13 protein-coding genes are annotated in these 17,594 nt (G+C 56.7%); 8 read left to right on the top strand and 5 right to left on the bottom strand.

What is annotated here, in order from left to right; translation table 11 throughout:
- Positions 1 to 9: 9 nt before the first annotated feature.
- Positions 10 to 1,917, bottom strand: a complete 1,908-nt coding sequence (locus tag AA74_RS0118030) for an ABC transporter ATP-binding protein (protein ID WP_025912950.1) — start codon at positions 1,915 to 1,917, stop codon at positions 10 to 12.
- A 12-nt stretch (positions 1,918 to 1,929) separates the two neighbouring features.
- Complete coding sequence (gene rlmKL / locus AA74_RS0118025; RefSeq protein WP_021240859.1) at positions 1,930 to 4,038, bottom strand: bifunctional 23S rRNA (guanine(2069)-N(7))-methyltransferase RlmK/23S rRNA (guanine(2445)-N(2))-methyltransferase RlmL; 2,109 nt, start codon at positions 4,036 to 4,038, stop codon at positions 1,930 to 1,932.
- A 98-nt stretch (positions 4,039 to 4,136) separates the two neighbouring features.
- On the opposite strand from rlmKL, the gene AA74_RS0118020 reads away from it, so the two are divergent.
- Positions 4,137 to 5,246, top strand: coding sequence for a YcbX family protein (locus AA74_RS0118020; RefSeq protein ID WP_025912949.1), 1,110 nt, complete (start codon positions 4,137 to 4,139; stop codon positions 5,244 to 5,246).
- Here AA74_RS0118020 and zapC read toward each other — a convergent pair.
- Together zapC and pyrD are read right to left on the bottom strand one after the other, a co-directional pair.
- Positions 5,243 to 5,785: a cell division protein ZapC gene (gene zapC / locus AA74_RS0118015; protein ID WP_021240861.1), complete on the bottom strand. Its 543-nt coding sequence runs from the start codon at positions 5,783 to 5,785 to the stop codon at positions 5,243 to 5,245. The genes AA74_RS0118020 and zapC overlap by 4 nt on opposite strands.
- A 166-nt stretch (positions 5,786 to 5,951) precedes the next feature.
- The gene (pyrD, locus tag AA74_RS0118010) at positions 5,952 to 6,962 is read right to left on the bottom strand and encodes a quinone-dependent dihydroorotate dehydrogenase (RefSeq protein ID WP_008499939.1); all 1,011 of its coding nucleotides are present in this window, start codon (positions 6,960 to 6,962) and stop codon (positions 5,952 to 5,954) included.
- 248 nt (positions 6,963 to 7,210) lie between these two features.
- On the opposite strand from pyrD, the gene ssuE reads away from it, so the two are divergent.
- The 5 genes from ssuE to ssuB are packed head-to-tail and all read left to right on the top strand — an operon-like array spanning position 7,211 to position 11,451.
- Positions 7,211 to 7,786, top strand: coding sequence for an NADPH-dependent FMN reductase (ssuE, locus tag AA74_RS0118005; protein ID WP_008499940.1), 576 nt, complete (start codon positions 7,211 to 7,213; stop codon positions 7,784 to 7,786).
- Positions 7,779 to 8,741: a sulfonate ABC transporter substrate-binding protein gene (locus AA74_RS0118000; RefSeq protein WP_025912948.1), complete on the top strand. Its 963-nt coding sequence runs from the start codon at positions 7,779 to 7,781 to the stop codon at positions 8,739 to 8,741. Before ssuE ends, AA74_RS0118000 begins: the two co-directional genes overlap by 8 nt.
- Complete coding sequence (ssuD, locus tag AA74_RS0117995) at positions 8,738 to 9,883, top strand: FMNH2-dependent alkanesulfonate monooxygenase (RefSeq protein ID WP_023327036.1); 1,146 nt, start codon at positions 8,738 to 8,740, stop codon at positions 9,881 to 9,883. The genes AA74_RS0118000 and ssuD overlap by 4 nt, the downstream gene beginning before the upstream one ends.
- Before the next feature lie 9 nt (positions 9,884 to 9,892).
- Positions 9,893 to 10,684 carry an aliphatic sulfonate ABC transporter permease SsuC gene (gene ssuC, locus AA74_RS0117990; protein WP_025912947.1) on the top strand — a complete coding sequence of 264 codons (792 nt, stop codon included), beginning with the start codon at positions 9,893 to 9,895 and terminating at the stop codon, positions 10,682 to 10,684.
- A complete protein-coding gene (gene ssuB / locus AA74_RS0117985; RefSeq protein WP_008499944.1) occupies positions 10,681 to 11,451 on the top strand; it encodes an aliphatic sulfonates ABC transporter ATP-binding protein in 771 nt (256 codons plus the stop codon). Before ssuC ends, ssuB begins: the two co-directional genes overlap by 4 nt.
- A 50-nt stretch (positions 11,452 to 11,501) precedes the next feature.
- On the opposite strand, the gene pepN is transcribed toward ssuB, so the two are convergent.
- Positions 11,502 to 14,114 (bottom strand): aminopeptidase N, encoded by a 2,613-nt coding sequence (gene pepN / locus AA74_RS0117980; protein WP_025912946.1) that lies wholly within the window; start codon positions 14,112 to 14,114, stop codon positions 11,502 to 11,504.
- A gap of 254 nt (positions 14,115 to 14,368) precedes the next feature.
- On the opposite strand from pepN, the gene pncB reads away from it, so the two are divergent.
- Positions 14,369 to 15,571 (top strand): nicotinate phosphoribosyltransferase, encoded by a 1,203-nt coding sequence (gene pncB, locus AA74_RS0117975; RefSeq protein ID WP_021240866.1) that lies wholly within the window; start codon positions 14,369 to 14,371, stop codon positions 15,569 to 15,571.
- Positions 15,572 to 15,737: 166 nt separating this feature from the next.
- Entirely contained in the window at positions 15,738 to 17,138 is a 1,401-nt protein-coding gene (gene asnS / locus AA74_RS0117970) for an asparagine--tRNA ligase (RefSeq protein WP_021240867.1), read from the top strand.
- The last annotated feature ends 456 nt before the right edge of the window (positions 17,139 to 17,594 follow it).

The following is a 17,594-nucleotide window of genomic DNA, read 5'->3' as shown; positions in this document are numbered from 1 at the left end:
TATCCCTGTTTATGCGCCGTTTTTCAGAGACTCAAGGTACTCCCAGCGCTCAAAGGCGTCTTCCAGGGCTTTTTCAGCCGCGGACATTTCAGCCAATACTTTCTGAGTATAGTCATGCGATTGGGTAAAGAATGACGCATCAGCAACCTGTTTTTGCAGATCCTCAAGCGCAGCCTCCAGCTCTTCAAGACGCTGCGGTAGCCCCTCCAGTTCGCGCTGCAGGTTATAGCTTAGTTTAGCCGAGGTTTTCTTGACAGTTTCTGCTTTTGTTACAGCAGGTTCAGAACTTATTTTGGACTTTGACTGCTTCGTCGCCAGCGACTGTGCCTGCTGCCCTTTTGCATCGTGATAACCGCCGACATATTGACCAATTCGCCCTTCACCTTCGAAGATCCAGCACTCGGTCACGGTGTTGTCAACGAACTGACGATCGTGGCTGACCAGCATCACGGTACCCTGATAACCGTCAATCAGCTCTTCCAGCAGTTCCAGCGTTTCGACATCCAGATCGTTGGTCGGTTCATCGAGGATCAGCAGGTTGCTTGGCTTCAGGAACAGGCGCGCCAGCAGAAGACGGTTGCGCTCACCGCCCGACAGCGCGCGCACCGGCGTCATGGCGCGCTTCGGATGGAACAGAAAGTCCTGCAGGTAGCCCAGCACGTGGCGCGGCTTGCCGTTCACCATCACTTCCTGCTTGCCTTCGGCGAGGTTGTCCATCACCGTACGGTCCGGATCCAGCTCCGCGCGGTGCTGGTCGAAGTAGGCGACCTCCAGCTTGGTCCCGCAGTGAATGCGGCCGCTGTCGGCCTGCAGCTGGCCGAGCATCAGTTTCAGCAGCGTGGTTTTACCGCAGCCGTTCGGGCCAATCAGGGCGATTTTGTCGCCGCGCTGAACCTGCGCCGAGAAATCGTTCACCAGCACTTTACCGTCAACCTGATAGTTAACGTTTTCCATTTCAAAGACAATCTTGCCGGAACGGGACGCCTCTTCCACCTGCATTTTGGCGCTGCCCATCACTTCACGGCGTTCGCTGCGCTCGCGACGCATCGCCTTCAGGGCGCGCACGCGGCCTTCGTTACGGGTACGGCGGGCTTTGATGCCCTGGCGGATCCAGACCTCTTCCTGCGCCAGCTTGCGGTCAAACTCCGCATTCTGCAGCTCTTCCACGCGCAGGTTTTCTTCTTTCTCCAGCAGATAGGTGTCGTAATCGCCAGGATAGGTCACCAGCTTGCCGCGGTCGAGATCGACAATACGCGTCGCCATATTGCGAATAAAGGAACGGTCGTGCGAGATAAAGATGATGGTGCCGCTGAAGGTTTTCAGGAAGCCTTCCAGCCAGTCGATCGCCTCGATATCCAGGTGGTTCGTCGGTTCGTCCAGCAGCAGCACCTTCGGCCCGCTGACCAGCGCACGACCCAGGGCCGCTTTACGCAGCCAGCCGCCGGAGAGCGCCGACAGCTCCATGTCGGGTTCCAGACCGAGCTGCGCCAGCACTTCATTAATGCGGTTTTCAAGCTGCCACAGACCGTGGTGATCGAGCATCTCCTGCACTTTTGCCAGTTCGTTGAGGTTTTTGTCGCTCGGATCGGTCATCACCAGATGCGAAATCTCGTGATAGCGCTTCAGGTATTCAGCCTGCTCGGAGATCCCTTCCGCCACGAAATCGTACACGCTGCCGGTCACGTGACGCGGTGGATCCTGCTGCAGGCGGGAGACAATCAGATCCTGTTCGTAAACAATGCGCCCGTCATCCAGGCCCTGTTCGCGGTTAAGGATTTTCATCAGCGTGGATTTACCCGCGCCGTTACGGCCCACCAGACAGACGCGCTCGTTATCTTCGATGTGCAGCTCTGCATTGTCGAGAAGCGGTGAGTCGCTAAAAGAGAGCCACGCACCGTGCATACTAATTAAAGACATTTATTTTTCCTTTCAGACCGCGGTAATCAACCAGCAGTTATGGATTTGACGGTTACGGGCAAAGTCCTGAGACAGCGTTTTTTGGCTGATTTCTTGTGCTTTCAGTCCCAGGGCTGCTAAGCCGTCATGATCCATACGGAAGCCGCGTTTGTTGTTCGAGAACATAATGGTGCCGCCTTTACGCAGCAGGCGCTTCAGGTCGGTCATCAGGCGCAGGTGATCGCGTTGAACGTCAAAGCTATCTTCCATACGCTTGGAGTTGGAGAAGGTCGGCGGATCGATAAAGATCAGGTCGAACTGCTCGTCGGTGTCGCGCAGCCAGCCCAGCACGTCAGCCTGCATCAGGCGATGCTGACGCCCGGTTAAGCCGTTAAGACGCAGGTTGCGCTCCGCCCACTCCAGATAGGTGCGGGACATATCCACCGTGGTGGTGCTGCGCGCGCCGCCCAGACCAGCATGCACGCTGGCGCTGCCGGTATAGGAGAAGAGATTCAGGAAGTCCTTGCCCTTGCTCATCTGGCCCAGCATGCGGCGGGCGATACGGTGGTCGAGGAACAGGCCGGTATCCAGATAGTCGGTCAGGTTGACCCACAGGCGGGCGTTATATTCGCCCACTTCGATAAAGTCACCCTTCTCACCCATCTTCTGGTACTGATTTTTGCCTTTCTGACGTTCACGGGTTTTCAGCACCAGCTTGTTTGGCGCAATACCCAGCACGGCGATGGTGGCGGCAATAACGTCCAGCATGCGCTGACGCGCTTTTTGCGCATCAATGGTTTTCGGCGGCGCATATTCCTGAATCACCACCCAGTCCGCGTAGCGGTCAACCGCCACGTTGTACTCCGGCAGGTCGGCATCATACAGGCGGTAGCATTCAATGCCCTCCTGCTTCGCCCACTTCTCAAATTTCTTCAGGTTCTTGCGCAGACGGTTAGCGTAATCTTCCGCCACGCCGGACGGCTTGCTGTCGGCCGCTTTCTCCGCCAGATGGTAGTTTTTCTGCACGCAGTCCAGCGGGCCGTTTTTCGCCTTAAACTGGCGGTCGGCGCGCAGCTGCAGGCAGCTCAGCAGTTCCGGCGAGGCGCTGAACAGAGACAGGTTCCAGCCGCCGAAGTGGTCCTTCATGTTGCGGCCCAGCAGGCTGTGCAGGGCAATCAACGCCGGTTCGCTGTCGAGACGTTCGCCGTATGGCGGGTTGCTGATCACCGTACCGTACGGGCCTTTTGGCAGCGGATTGGTCAGGTTCGCCACGTCTTTCACTTCGAAGGTGACCAGCTCGCCGATACCGGCACGGCGGGCGTTGCTGCGCGCGCGCTCAATGACGCGAGGGTCGCTATCGGAGCCGTAGAAATGAGAGGTATATTCCGCCAGCCCCTTACGTGCGCGGGTCTGCGCGTCGTCTTTGACCTCTTTCCAGAGCGCTTCATCGTGCTGCGCCCAGCCTTTGAAGCCCCACTGGCCGCGGTGCAGCCCCGGGGCGCGGTCGGTGGCCAGCATGGCCGCTTCAATCAGCAGGGTACCGGAACCGCACATCGGGTCGAGCAGCGGCGTGCCCGGCTGCCAGCCGGAGCGCATCACAATGGCGGCCGCCAGGGTCTCTTTGATGGGTGCCATGCCGGTACGATCGCGGTAGCCGCGCAGGTGCAGGCCCGCGCCGCTCAGATCGAGAGAGATACTCGCCGTGTCGCCGTTCAGCCAGACGTTAATACGCAGATCCGGGTTTTCACGATCGACGTTCGGACGTTCCTTATTTTTACGCGTAAAGCAGTCCACAATGGCGTCTTTTACGCGCAGGGCACCGTACTGGCTGTTGCGGATCTCGTCGTTCACGCCGTTGAAATGGACCGCAAAGGTGGCATTCGGGGTGAAGATCTCTGTCCAGTCGATCATCTGTACGCCGGTGTAGAGGTCAAGGTCGCTATAAACCTTGCACTCCTTCATCGGCAGCATGATGCGCGACGCCAGGCGGCTCCACATCAGGCTCTGGTAAATAAGCCGCGTGTCGCCCTCAAAATGGACACCACCCTGAACCACCTGACACTCTTGTGCGCCCAGGCTTTCCAGTTCAGTTTTTAACAGCTCTTCCAGCCCACGGGCCGTACTGGCAAACAGAGAATTCATATCGTCACTTTTACTCTTAGAAAATTGTCGCGCATTATAGCTAATATGGCGTGTATGTCATAAAGTTGAAGGCTTATTTTCATTCGAGGGAGTGTGCAGTGGCGACGTTATCCAGGCTTTTTATTCATCCGGTGAAATCCATGCGCGGCATCGGCGTCTCTCACGCGCTGGCCGACATGAGCGGATTCGCCTTCGATCGCATTTTTATGGTCACCGAGCCTGACGGTACGTTTATTACCGCACGCCAGTTCCCTCAGATGGTTCGCTTTACCCCTTCCCCGCTTCACGACGGTTTGCACCTTACCGCGCCGGACGGTTCCAGCGCGGTGATTCGCTTTGCTGATTTTGCGCCCGTCGATGCGCCAACGGAAGTGTGGGGGAACCACTTTACCGCGCGCATCGCCCCGGATGAAATTAACCGCTGGTTAAGCGGCTTCTTCTCCCGCGACGTGCAGCTGCGCTGGGTTGGACCTGAACTGACGCGTCGCGTGAAGCGACACGACGCCGTTCCCCTCTCCTTCGCCGATGGCTTCCCGTTCCTGCTGACGAACGAAGCCTCGCTGCGTGATTTACAAGGCCGCTGCAAAGCCAGCGTTCAGATGGAACAGTTCCGTCCGAACCTGGTGGTGACGGGTGCCGAGGCCTGGGACGAAGATACCTGGAAAGTGATCCGCATCGGCAGCGTCATTTTTGACGTGGTGAAGCCCTGCAGCCGCTGCATTTTCACGACGGTGAGCCCGGAGAAAGGCCAGAAGCATCCTTCCGGCGAACCGTTGAAAACCCTGCAATCATTCCGCACCGCGCAGGATAATGGCGATGTCGATTTCGGCCAGAACCTGATCCCACGCTCCAGCGGCGCGATCCGCGTCGGCGATGAGGTCGAAATTCTTGCCCGTGGGCCAGCAAGAGTGTACGGCTCGGGTCAGGAGGAGGAGCTTGTCGACGTTGAGACGAACGTCGCCTCTGCGGTAGATATTCACTGGCAGGGCAACGTTATCCGGGGTAACAACCAGCAGGTACTGCTTGAGCAACTGGAACAAGCGGGGATCCGCATACCCTATTCCTGCCGCGCGGGCATTTGCGGATGCTGTCGTATCAGACTGGTGGATGGCGAAGTGAGTGCGTTGAAAAAGTCGGCAACTGGAAATGACGGCACAATTCTGTGCTGTAGCTGCGTACCGAAAACGTCCGTACAGCTGGAAGCTTAAACCGCCTGCTCGAGGCTGAAGGCATCCACGCGAAGCTGGGGCTTCAGCCTGTCGTTCATGACCTTAATGGCATCCCCGAGCTGCATCGTCCGGCCGGCAATCGTCACGCCAGGCTGGGCCAGCAGGCAGAGCGCGGCATTTTCGCCTGGCTCCACCACCAGCAGGCTCACCTCTTCTGCGGTATCGCTCAGGTTGACGCTGGCCGCATCGCCCGTTGCCGGGGTCCAGTTCATGCCGTGCGGCAGGAAATGCCAGCTCTTTGGCATTTGCGGCTTCAGGAAACGGATAGCCACCAGCGCATTTAATACCAGCTCGGCGCGCTGCTCTTTCGAGAGCATCAGATCGCGACATTTTTCCTCAAAGGAGAAATAAAGCGCAGCGTCATCAACGCAAAAGCCTGACGGGGAAAAAGCGTCCGGGGTTAACATTCGGCGGGCAAAACGAGAGCGAAACAACATGCCATTGGCTAAGTCGAGCATCATTCGGTCATGCTCGTCGCAAAAATACCAGCGCCAGTTATCGTCAGGTTTAATTCGCATGTTTCTCTCCCGTCCCCGAAACGTCCTGTACTAAAAATGTCCTGTTTGCCGCTTCGTTTATAACACCATTAATAAAAGACTATAATGTCTAAATAAGCAACAGTGACGGAATATAAAACAACCAGGGCTGGAAATAAAGCCCCGGTTGTCTGATTACGAGAAAAGATTAGATATGCGTAACGATTTCTTTAATCAGCGGCGGCCCTTTAAAAATAAAGCCGGAATAGATTTGCACCAGGGACGCACCCGCCGCCATCTTCTCACGCGCAGCAATCACGGAGTCAATGCCGCCGACGCCAATAATCGGCAGGCGGCCATTTAATTCCGCAGACAGGGCGCGAATAATTTCGGTGCTTTTTAATTGCACCGGACGGCCACTTAACCCACCCGCTTCGTCACAGTTTTTCATTCCCTGCACGAGGGAACGATCGAGTGTGGTATTGGTCGCAATTACACCATCAATATTATGGCGAACCAAACTGTCGGCAACCTGGATCAATTCTTCGGCAGAAAGATCCGGGGCGATCTTAACCGCGACCGGAACATATTTGTGGTGGATCGCCTGGAGTTCATTTTGCTTATTTTTAATGGCACTCAGAAGATCGTCCAGCGCTTCACCATATTGTAAGGATCGCAGGCCCGGGGTATTGGGTGACGAAATATTCACCGCAATATAACCGGCATAGGCATAGACTTTTTCCATACAAATCAGATAGTCATCTTTACCCTGCTCGACCGGCGTGTCTTTATTTTTGCCGATATTGATGCCCAGTATTCCGTCAAAGTGGGCTTTTTTTACGTTCTCGACCAGGTGATCAACACCGTGGTTGTTGAAGCCCATGCGGTTGATCAGCCCTTCGGCTTCCACCAGTCGGAACAGGCGCGGTTTGTCATTTCCCGGCTGCGGGCGCGGGGTGACGGTACCGATTTCAATGGAGCCAAAGCCCATCGCGCCCAGGGCATCAATGCACTCGCCATTTTTGTCCAGACCGGCCGCCAGACCCAGCGGATTTTTAAAAGTCAGCCCCATGCACTGCACAGGTTTTACCGGCACATGCTGGCGCACCAGCGCGGCCAGAGGCGTGCCGGTAATACGACGTAATTGCTGGAATGTAAATTCATGAGCGCGCTCAGGGTCGAGCTGGAAAAGGGCTTTACGAACGAAGGGGTAGTACATGAACTCTCCTGGATTCCCGGTGTGCAAACCGGGAGGGGATTATGGGCGATCCCGTCGCGAAAGGGAATTGACCTGCGGCAAAAAACCCGCGTAAAACGCAATCGTTTACCTCCCCGTCCATTTCTTATGCACTTTTTTGCATTTTAATTGCAGATAAATCATTTAGTGGAATAAACGCGCGGTGTCACACTCCTTAAAATTGTTATGAATGTTAGATAAAAGCAAACAATTAGTTATAAGGAGGAAGTATGCGCGTCATTACCCTGGCCGGAAGTCCACGATTCCCTTCGCGCTCCAGCGCCCTGCTGGAATATGCCCGTGAAAAACTGAATGCTCTGGATGTGGAAGTGTGCCACTGGAACCTGCATAACTTCGAACCTGAAGATTTGCTCTACGCCCGTTTCGACAGCCCCGCGCTGAAAACCCTCATTGAGCAACTTAACGGCGCGGACGGCCTGATCGTAGCAACGCCCATCTATAAGGCCTCCTTTTCCGGGGCCCTGAAAACCCTGCTCGATCTGCTTCCGGAACGTGCGCTGGACGGCAAGGTGGTGCTGCCGCTGGCAACGGGCGGTACGGTTGCCCATTTACTGGCCGTGGATTATGCCCTGAAGCCGGTGCTGAACGCGTTGAAAGCGCAGGAGATCCTCCACGGCGTTTTCGCCGATGACTCGCAGGTCATCGACTATCAACACAAACCCCACTTTACGCCTAACCTGCAAACCCGCCTCGATAACGCTCTGGAAACGTTCTGGCATGCCCTTCACCGAAGAGATATCCAGGCCCCGGCGTTTGGTCAGCCTCAAGGAGTCGCACATGTTTAAAACGTTAACCCGCATCGGACTGGCCGGTTTGATGGCGCTTACCTCGCTGGCCCATGCCGCAGAAACGGCTCCGGAAAGTTTACGCATCGGGTATCAGAAAGGCAGCGTCAGCATGGTGCTGGCAAAAAGCCACCAGCTTCTGGAAAAACGCTTCCCGGACACCAAATTCTCCTGGGTGGAGTTCCCGGCCGGCCCGCAGATGCTGGAGGCCCTGAACGTGGGCAGTATCGATCTCGGCAGCACGGGCGATATCCCACCTATATTCGCCCAGGCCGCGGGAGCGGACCTCGTCTACGTTGGCGTTGAGCCGCCAAAGCCTAAGGCCGAAGTCATTCTGGTGCCTGAAAACAGCGACATTAAAAGCGTCGCCGATCTTAAAGGCCATAAGGTCGCTTTCCAGAAGGGCTCCAGCTCGCACAACCTGCTGCTGCGCGCTCTGCAAGAGGCCGGGCTTAAGTTCACCGACATTCAGCCCGTCTACCTTACCCCCGCTGACGCGCGCGCCGCGTTCCAGCAGAAGAACGTTGATGCCTGGGCCATCTGGGACCCGTACTACTCCGCCGCATTGCTGCAGGGTGGCGTTCGCGTGCTGAAAGACGGTACCACGCTGAAGCAGACCGGTTCGTTCTACCTGGCCGCGCGCCCTTACGCTGAAAAGAACGGCGCGTTTCTTCAGGGCGTGCTGGATACCTTTACCCAGGCCGATGCCCTGACACAGAGCCAGCGTCAGGAGAGCATTGCCCTGCTGGCGAAAACCATGGGCTTACCTGAGCCGGTGATCGCGAGCTATCTCAACCACCGTCCGCCGACCACCATTACGCCGGTGGACGCACACGTCGCCGCACTTCAGCAACAAACGGCTGACCTCTTCTATCAAAACCGCCTGGTTCCAAAACAGGTCACTATTCGCGAACGCATCTGGCAACCCGCAGGCAAAGAAGGAGCTAAATCATGAGTCTGAATCTTTTCTGGTTTTTACCCACCCACGGTGATGGACACTATCTTGGTACAGAAGAGGGTTCACGCCCGGTTGACCATGGCTACCTGCAGCAGATTGCACAGGCGGCGGACCGAATCGGTTTCACCGGGGTGCTGATCCCGACCGGACGATCTTGTGAAGATGCCTGGCTGGTCGCCGCGTCGATGATCCCGGTTACACAGCGCCTGAAGTTCCTTGTCGCGTTACGCCCGAGCGTCGTCTCCCCTACCGTGGCGGCACGTCAGGCGGCCACGCTGGACAGGCTGTCCAACGGCCGCGCCCTGTTTAACCTGGTAACGGGCAGCGATCCACAGGAGCTGGCGGGCGACGGCGTGTTCCTCGACCATACCGAACGCTATGAGGCCTCCGCCGAATTCACCCGCGTCTGGCGACGCCTGCTGGAAGGGGAAACCGTCACCTTTGAAGGCAAGCATATTCACGTTCGCGACGCGAAGCTCTACTTCCCGCCGGTGCAGCAGCCGCGCCCGCCGCTCTATTTTGGCGGGTCGTCGGATGTAGCCCAGGATCTGGCGGCGGAGCAGGTCGACCTCTATCTGACCTGGGGCGAACCGCCTGAGCTGGTGAAAGAAAAAATCGCTCAGGTCCGCGCGAAAGCGGCCGCCCATGGCCGCAAGGTGCGCTTCGGTATTCGCCTGCACGTGATTGTGCGTGAAACCAATGATGAGGCCTGGCGGGCGGCGGACCGTCTGATTTCTCATCTGGACGATGAGACCATCGCCAAAGCGCAGGCCGCGTTTGCCAAAACCGACTCCGTCGGGCAGCACCGGATGGCGTCCCTGCACAACGGCAAGCGCGAGAATCTGGAGATCAGCCCGAACCTGTGGGCGGGCGTCGGTCTGGTGCGCGGCGGTGCGGGTACGGCGCTGGTCGGCGACGGCCCGACCGTGGCCGCGCGCATCAATGAATACGCCGAACTGGGTATCGACAGCTTTATTCTCTCCGGTTATCCGCACCTGGAAGAGGCGTACAAGGTCGGCGAGCTGCTGTTTCCGCATCTTGATGTCGCCATTCCGGAGGTTCCGCAGCCGCAGCAGCTCCAGCTGCAGGGCGAAGCCGTGGCAAACGAATTTATTCCACGCAAAGCCGCACAGAGCTAAGGAGGGACCATGTCTGCCACCTCACAAAAATGGCTGCTGCGCGCCGCGCCGTGGTTTTTACCCGTCGGCATTGTGGCGTTCTGGCAGCTCGCATCGTCCACCGGCTGGCTGTCGAGCCGCATTCTGCCCTCTCCGGAGGGCGTTGTAGAAGCGTTCTGGTCGCTGAGCGTCAGCGGAGAGCTGTGGCAGCATCTGGCGATCAGCTCCTGGCGCGCCGCGATCGGGTTTTCCATCGGCGGCAGTATCGGGCTGGTTCTGGGTCTGGTGAGCGGCCTTTCACGCTGGGGCGAGCGGCTGCTGGATACCTCCATCCAGATGCTGCGCAACGTGCCGCATCTGGCGCTGATCCCGCTGGTCATTCTGTGGTTTGGGATTGATGAGAGCGCCAAGATCTTCCTCGTGGCGCTGGGCACGCTGTTCCCGATTTACATCAACACCTGGCACGGCATCCGCAATATCGATCGTGGTCTGGTGGAGATGGCGCGCAGCTACGGCTTATCGGGTTTTTCCCTCTTTGTTCACGTGATTCTGCCGGGCGCCCTGCCCTCCATTATGGTCGGGGTGCGTTTCGCGCTCGGCCTGATGTGGCTAACGCTGATTGTGGCGGAAACCATCTCAGCCAACTCCGGGATTGGTTATCTGGCGATGAACGCCCGCGAATTCCTGCAAACGGACGTGGTGGTAGTTGCCATTATCCTTTACGCCCTGCTCGGCAAACTCGCCGACGTCAGCGCCCAGTGGCTGGAGCGCAGCTGGCTGCGCTGGAATCCGGCCTATACCCTTCAGGAGGCGAAAGCATGAATACTGCACGACTGAATCAGGGGACCCCGTTACTGCTGAACGGTGTCACCAAACGCTACGGCGATAACACCATTCTTAACGGGCTGGATCTGCATATTCCCGCCGGACAGTTTGTGGCCGTAGTCGGGCGCAGCGGCGGCGGCAAGAGTACGCTGCTACGGCTGCTGGCCGGACTGGAAGCCCCCAACGGCGGCGACATTCTGGCAGGAACGACGCCGCTTTCGAATATTCAGGACGATACCCGCATGATGTTCCAGGATGCACGCCTGCTGCCGTGGAAATCGGTTATCGACAATGTCGGGCTCGGCCTTAAGGGTAACTGGCGGGATGAAGCCCGCCAGGCGCTGGCCGCCGTTGGGCTGGAAAATCGCGCCGATGAATGGCCTGCCGCACTCTCGGGTGGACAGAAGCAGCGCGTTGCGCTGGCGCGGGCGTTGATTCACCGTCCGGGCCTGCTCTTGCTCGATGAACCACTGGGCGCGCTCGACGCCCTGACGCGAATTGAAATGCAGGATTTGATTGGTTCCTTGTGGCAGACGCACGGCTTTACGGTACTGCTGGTGACGCATGACGTGAGCGAAGCCGTCGCAATGGCCGATCGGGTGCTGTTAATAGAGGAAGGAAAAATCGGTCTGGATCTGACGGTGGATCTTCCCCGGCCTCGTCGCGTGGGCTCGGCAAGACTGGCGGAGCTGGAGGCAGAAGTGCTGGATCGGGTGATGAAACGCGGAGGTACGGAGTTACAGCGAGCTAAGGCTAATGCCTGATGCCCTCACCCCCGGCCCTCTCCCACAGGGAGAGGGAGGGTAAACTTTTATTACGCTAACGCTTTAGCAATCTTCTCGTACAGATCGCCAGACAGGTTTTCCAGCCCTTTCAGCTGCTCGAGCGCGGCACGCATCTTCGCCTGACGCTTCTCATCGTAGCGTTTCAGGCGGATTAGCGGCTCTATCAGGCGCGACGCCACCTGCGGGTTACGGCTGTTCAGCTCGGTCAGCATTTCCACCATGAACTGATAACCGCTGCCGTCTTCGGCGTGGAATGCGGCCGGGTTGCTGCTGGCAAACGCGCCAATCAGCGAGCGCACGCGGTTTGGGTTGCTCAGGGTAAAGGAACGATGCTTCAGCAGGCTGCGCACCTTGCTGAGCGCATCGGCCGCCGGGCTGGTCGCCTGCAGGATGAACCACTTATCCATTACCAGACCATCCTGATGCCACTTGTCGTCATACTCCTGCATCAGCGCATCGCGGCACGGCAGTTCGGCGGCAACACTTGCGCCCAGCGCGGCCAGCGCGTCGGTCATGTTATCCGCCTCGTGATACTGCTTGCTCACCAGGGTGTTCGCCAGCTCGGTTTCACCAAACGCCAGATAGCTCAGGCAGGTGTTACGCAGAGAACGTTTACCAATGTCCGCGTGCTCAACGCGATAAGCGTCAAGCTTGTTGGCGTTATAAATGGCAAGGAACTCGTCAGCCAGTTCAGCAGCCAGCGTACGGGTCAGCGCTTCACGCACCGCCACGATCGCGATCGGATCGATAATCTCGAACAACTCCGCGATTTCCGTTGCTGACGGCAGGGTCAGAATTTCAGCGGCCAGCGCCGGGTCAATCTTCTCATCCAGCAGGATCGCGCGGAACGCGTCAGCCACGTGAACAGGCAGCGACAGCGGCTGACCCTGCTGGTGACGGTTTACGTTGATCTTGATGTAGGTCGCCAGCAGGCTTTGCGCCGCATCCCAGCGGGAGAAGTCGTTGCGGGCGTGACGCATCAGGAACGTCAGCTGCTGATCGCTCCACTTGTACTCCAGCTTCACCGGCGCGGAGAACTCACACAGCAGCGCAGGCACCGGCTGGAAGTAGACGTTATCGAAGATAAAGGTCTGCTCGGCCTGGGTCACGTTCAGCACGTGGTGTACCGGGTGGCCGCCCTTCTGCAATGGAATGACTTTGCCCTCGTTATCGTACAGCTCAATGCTGAACGGAATATGCAGCGGGTATTTCTCTTCCTGCTCTGCCGTCGGCGGCGTGCGCTGGCTGATGGTCAGCGTGTACTGCTCGGTTTCCGGATTGTAGTCGTCTTTGACGGTAACAACTGGCGTACCGGCCTGGCTGTACCAGCGGCGGAAGTGGGAAAGATCGACATTAGAAGCATCTTCCATCGCCTGCACAAAATCGTCGCAGGTGGCCGCGCTGCCGTCATGACGCTCGAAGTAGAGCTGCATCCCTTTCTGGAAGTTCTCTTCACCCAGCAGGGTGTGGATCATGCGGATAATTTCAGCGCCTTTCTCATACACCGTCAGGGTGTAGAAGTTGTTCATTTCGATGACTTTATCCGGACGGATCGGGTGCGCCATTGGGCTGGCATCTTCCGCAAACTGCAGGCCGCGCATGGTACGCACGTTATTGATGCGGTTCACCGCGCGTGAACCCAGATCGGAGCTGAACTCCTGGTCACGGAAAACGGTCAGGCCCTCTTTCAGGCTCAGCTGGAACCAGTCGCGGCAGGTGACGCGGTTACCGGTCCAGTTGTGGAAATATTCGTGGCCGATGACGCGTTCGATATCGAGATAATCTTTATCGGTGGCGGTATCGGTGCGCGCCAGCACGTATTTGGAGTTAAAGACGTTCAGGCCTTTGTTCTCCATTGCGCCCATGTTGAAGAAATCAACGGCAACGATCATATAGATGTCGAGGTCATATTCGAGGCCAAAGCGCTCTTCGTCCCACTTCATGGAGTTGATGAGCGAGGTCATCGCCCACGGCGCGCGGTCCAGGTTACCACGGTCAACAAACAGCTCCAGCGCCACTTCGCGGCCTGAGCGCGTTTTGAAGGTGTCGCGCAGCACGTCGAAGTCCCCCGCCACCAGCGCAAACAGGTAGCACGGTTTCGGGAACGGATCCTGCCACTGAACCCAGTGACGGCCATTCTCCAGCTCGCCTTCGCCTACGCGGTTGCCGTTGGAGAGCAGGAAGGGATACAGGGTTTTATCGGCGATGATTTTGGTGGTGAAGCGCGCGAGGACGTCCGGGCGGTCGAGATACCAGGTAATGTGGCGGAACCCTTCCGCTTCACACTGGGTACACAGCGCCACGCCTGACTGGTAAAGCCCTTCCAGCGCGGTGTTGGCGGCCGGGCTGATTTCATTCACGATGCGCAGCGTAAACTGTTCCGGCAGGTTGTCGATGACCAGCTGGTTGTTTTCTTCTTTATAGTCTGACCAGGCTTCATCATTAATATGCAGGGAGACCAGCGTCAGGTCTTCGCCATCCAGACGCAGCGGCACAGCAGTTGCGCTGTGGCGCGTCACCTGACTCACCGCCGTGACAACGGTTTTAGTGGCATCCAGGTCAAAAGTCAGATCGATTTCGCTAATCAGATAATCCGGCGCACGGTAGTCGTGGCGGTATTTGGCTTGTGGCTGTTGTGTCATAGAAAACCTTATGCATCGTTTGTCGAGTAACGTTTCAATATATTCCTGTTGCGCAAAACGCGCTATGCAGAATGTTCATCTTTTCAGGGTCAATACCTTTTTTTGCTACATTTGTATAACACGGGGCACAAAATGCCCTCGACCATAAAACGCGCTTATGTTGTGATCGGGGTTCAATAAATCACTAAACAAGGTATACTCCGGAGTTGTTTATTGTACTAAACGCTCCTGTGAGAGGATGCTACTGCGCACCTATGACTCAATTCGCTTCTCCAGTTCTGCATACGTTGCTGGATACCGACGCGTATAAACTGCACATGCAGCAAGCCGTTTTCCACCATTACTATGACGTTCATGTCGCGGCGGAATTCCGCTGCCGTGGCGACGACTTGCTCGGTATCTACGCAGACGCCATTCGTGAACAGGTCAATGCTATGCAGCATCTGACGCTGCAGGACGAGGAATATCAGTGGCTTTCTGGCCTGCCTTTCTTCAAAGCCGACTACCTGAACTGGCTGCGCGACTTCCGCTATAAGCCGGAGCAGGTCACCGTGGTTAACGATAACGGCAAGCTGGATATTCGCCTTGCAGGTCCGTGGCGGGAAGTGATCATGTGGGAAGTGCCGCTTCTGGCGGTAATCAGTGAGCTGGCTCACCGCTACCGTTCCCCGGAAACGGGCGTAGCGCAGGCGGTGGCCTCGCTGGAAAAGAAACTCGCTGACTTCTCCACGCTGACCGCAGGGCTGGACATGTCCCGCTTCCGCCTGATGGACTTTGGCACCCGCCGCCGTTTTTCGCGCGACGTACAGGAGGCCATCGTTAAACGTCTGCAGCAGGAGCCGTGGTTCGTGGGCACCAGTAACTACGATCTGGCCCGTCGCCTCAATCTGACGCCAATGGGTACCCAGGCGCACGAGTGGTTCCAGGCGCATCAGCAAATTAGCCCTGACCTCGCCAACAGCCAGCGCGCAGCGCTGGCCGCATGGCTTGCGGAGTACCCGAATCAACTCGGAATTGCCCTCACGGACTGTATTACGATGGATGCCTTCCTGCGCGACTTTGGACCTGAATTTGCGGAGCGTTATCAGGGGTTGCGCCACGATTCCGGAGATCCGGTTGAGTGGGGTGAGAAGGCGATTGCCCATTACGAGAAACTGGGCATTGACCCGATGAGCAAGGTGCTGGTCTTCTCCGATAATCTCGATCTGGCGAAAGCCGTCGAACTCTATCGCCATTTCAACGCCAGAGTGAACCTGAGCTTCGGGATCGGTACCCGGTTAACCTGCGACATTCCTCAGGTAAAACCTCTGAATATCGTGATAAAGCTGGTGGAATGTAACGGCAAACCGGTGGCGAAACTCTCCGACAGTCCGGGCAAAACCATCTGCCATGACAAGGCGTTTGTCCGCGCGTTGCGCAAAGCCTTCGATCTTCCCCAGATCAAAAAAGCCAGTTAAGCGCTTAAGGGAGCCTTCATGGCTCCCCTCTTCTTATTTATTTCTCAATTCTTCCCTTTTGACCGCGAAATTTACTTGTCTGATAGCGGATGGCAGGTAACATAGATATCCCCCCATAAGGGTGGACAAGTGTTTATTTTTTCCGACTATTAACAGAGAGAATATTATGAGCGTTGTGCCTGTAGCCGACGTACTCCAGGGCCGTGTCGCCGTTGACTCAGAAGTCACCGTGCGCGGATGGGTGCGTACCCGCCGAGATTCTAAAGCTGGCATCTCCTTCCTTGCCGTCTATGACGGTTCCTGCTTTGATCCTGTACAGGCCGTCATTAATAATTCTCTGCCCAATTACAATGATGACGTTCTGCACCTGACGACGGGCTGTTCCGTTATTGTCACCGGCGTGGTCGTGGCATCCCCGGGTCAGGGTCAGAGTTTCGAAATTCAGGCTTCTGCCATTGAAGTCACCGGCTGGGTTGAAGATCCGGATACCTATCCGATGGCGGCTAAACGTCACAGCATTGAGTATCTGCGTGAAGTGGCGCACCTTCGTCCACGTACCAACCTGATTGGTGCGGTTGCTCGCGTACGTCATACGCTGGCGCAGGCGCTGCATCGTTTCTTCGATGAGCAGGGTTATTTCTGGGTGTCTACCCCGCTGATCACCGCGTCCGATACGGAAGGCGCCGGTGAGATGTTCCGCGTCTCAACGCTGGATCTCGAAAACCTGCCGCGCACCCCGGAAGGTAAAGTGGACTATGACAAAGACTTCTTTGGTAAAGAGGCCTTCCTGACCGTATCCGGTCAGCTCAACGGCGAAACGTACGCCTGCGCGCTGTCTAAAATCTACACCTTTGGCCCTACCTTCCGTGCCGAAAACTCCAACACCAGCCGTCACCTGGCGGAATTCTGGATGCTGGAGCCTGAAGTGGCGTTCGCCAACCTGGACGATGTCGCGGGTCTGGCGGAAGCGATGCTGAAATATGTCTTCAAAGCGGTGCTGGAAGAGCGTCCGGACGACATGAAATTCTTCGCCGAGCGCGTAGACAGCGACGCGGTAGCCCGTCTGGAGCGCTTCGTCTCTGCCGATTTTGCGCAGGTGGACTACACCGACGCGGTGGCGATCCTCGAGAAATGCGGTGAGAAGTTCGAGAACCCGGTTTACTGGGGCGTAGACCTGGCGTCTGAGCACGAGCGCTATCTGGCCGAGAAGCATTTCAAAGCGCCGGTTGTCGTTAAAAACTACCCGAAAGACATTAAGGCCTTCTATATGCGCCTTAACGAAGACGGTAAAACCGTGGCAGCGATGGACGTCCTGGCGCCGGGCATCGGTGAAATCATCGGTGGCTCTCAGCGTGAAGAGCGTCTGGACGTGCTGGACGCGCGTATGGAAGAGATGGGTCTCAACCCTGCGGACTACAGCTGGTACCGCGATCTGCGTCGTTACGGTACCGTACCGCACGCCGGTTTTGGTCTGGGCTTTGAGCGTCTGATCGCCTACGTGACCGGTGTGCAGAACGTTCGTGACGTGATTCCGTTCCCACGTACGCCACGTAACGCCAGCTTCTAATCGGTAAAAGACTAAAATGGCCAGCCTGTGCTGGCCATTATTTTATCCTGTATTGTCAGTTTTCGTCAGCGTAAAGTCAGCATCTTCAAACCTTCACCCCGTCACAACCACTACCTGTTACGTTTTGTTTCCGCGAAATATCCAGCCACAAAAAATAAACCCCATTCTTATTGCGCTTATTACATCCTCAAGCAATAGCACAAATTTCAACCAATTTTACAGCCATCCAGAAGGCTTTTCGGCGTCATAAGAAAAAACGAGTCGTTTATCGTCTGTTTATATGAATTGCCTTTATCCAAATTAATCATAAGGAATTCATATATATAGGATAGATGCTGTCGCTTAATTCACCAGGGCGTTCTGAAGTTTGAGGTGGTTCACAAAGTTCCCAAAAATACACATTTAGTTACATATATTTTCTTTTGGTTACTCAATCTTGAGAATTGTAGCACTTTC

Source organism: Enterobacter sp. 5-4, assembly GCF_000612205.1.
GTDB lineage: Bacteria > Pseudomonadota > Gammaproteobacteria > Enterobacterales > Enterobacteriaceae > Enterobacter > Enterobacter roggenkampii.
The sequence above is the reverse complement of the archived record's forward strand: the minus strand, read 5'-3'. Positions and strand labels throughout refer to the sequence as shown.

Bases quoted from the DNA above. Each gene is read 5' to 3' on its own strand.
- AA74_RS0118030 (WP_025912950.1), bottom strand. From the start codon at position 1,917: ATGTCTTTAATTAGTATGCACGGTGCGTGGCTCTCTTTTAGCGACTCA.
- rlmKL (WP_021240859.1), bottom strand. From the start codon at position 4,038: ATGAATTCTCTGTTTGCCAGTACGGCCCGTGGGCTGGAAGAGCTGTTA.
- zapC (WP_021240861.1), bottom strand. From the start codon at position 5,785: ATGCGAATTAAACCTGACGATAACTGGCGCTGGTATTTTTGCGACGAG.
- pyrD (WP_008499939.1), bottom strand. From the start codon at position 6,962: ATGTACTACCCCTTCGTTCGTAAAGCCCTTTTCCAGCTCGACCCTGAG.
- ssuE (WP_008499940.1), top strand. From the start codon at position 7,211: ATGCGCGTCATTACCCTGGCCGGAAGTCCACGATTCCCTTCGCGCTCC.
- AA74_RS0118000 (WP_025912948.1), top strand. From the start codon at position 7,779: ATGTTTAAAACGTTAACCCGCATCGGACTGGCCGGTTTGATGGCGCTT.
- ssuD (WP_023327036.1), top strand. From the start codon at position 8,738: ATGAGTCTGAATCTTTTCTGGTTTTTACCCACCCACGGTGATGGACAC.
- ssuC (WP_025912947.1), top strand. From the start codon at position 9,893: ATGTCTGCCACCTCACAAAAATGGCTGCTGCGCGCCGCGCCGTGGTTT.
- ssuB (WP_008499944.1), top strand. From the start codon at position 10,681: ATGAATACTGCACGACTGAATCAGGGGACCCCGTTACTGCTGAACGGT.
- pepN (WP_025912946.1), bottom strand. From the start codon at position 14,114: ATGACACAACAGCCACAAGCCAAATACCGCCACGACTACCGTGCGCCG.
- pncB (WP_021240866.1), top strand. From the start codon at position 14,369: ATGACTCAATTCGCTTCTCCAGTTCTGCATACGTTGCTGGATACCGAC.
- asnS (WP_021240867.1), top strand. From the start codon at position 15,738: ATGAGCGTTGTGCCTGTAGCCGACGTACTCCAGGGCCGTGTCGCCGTT.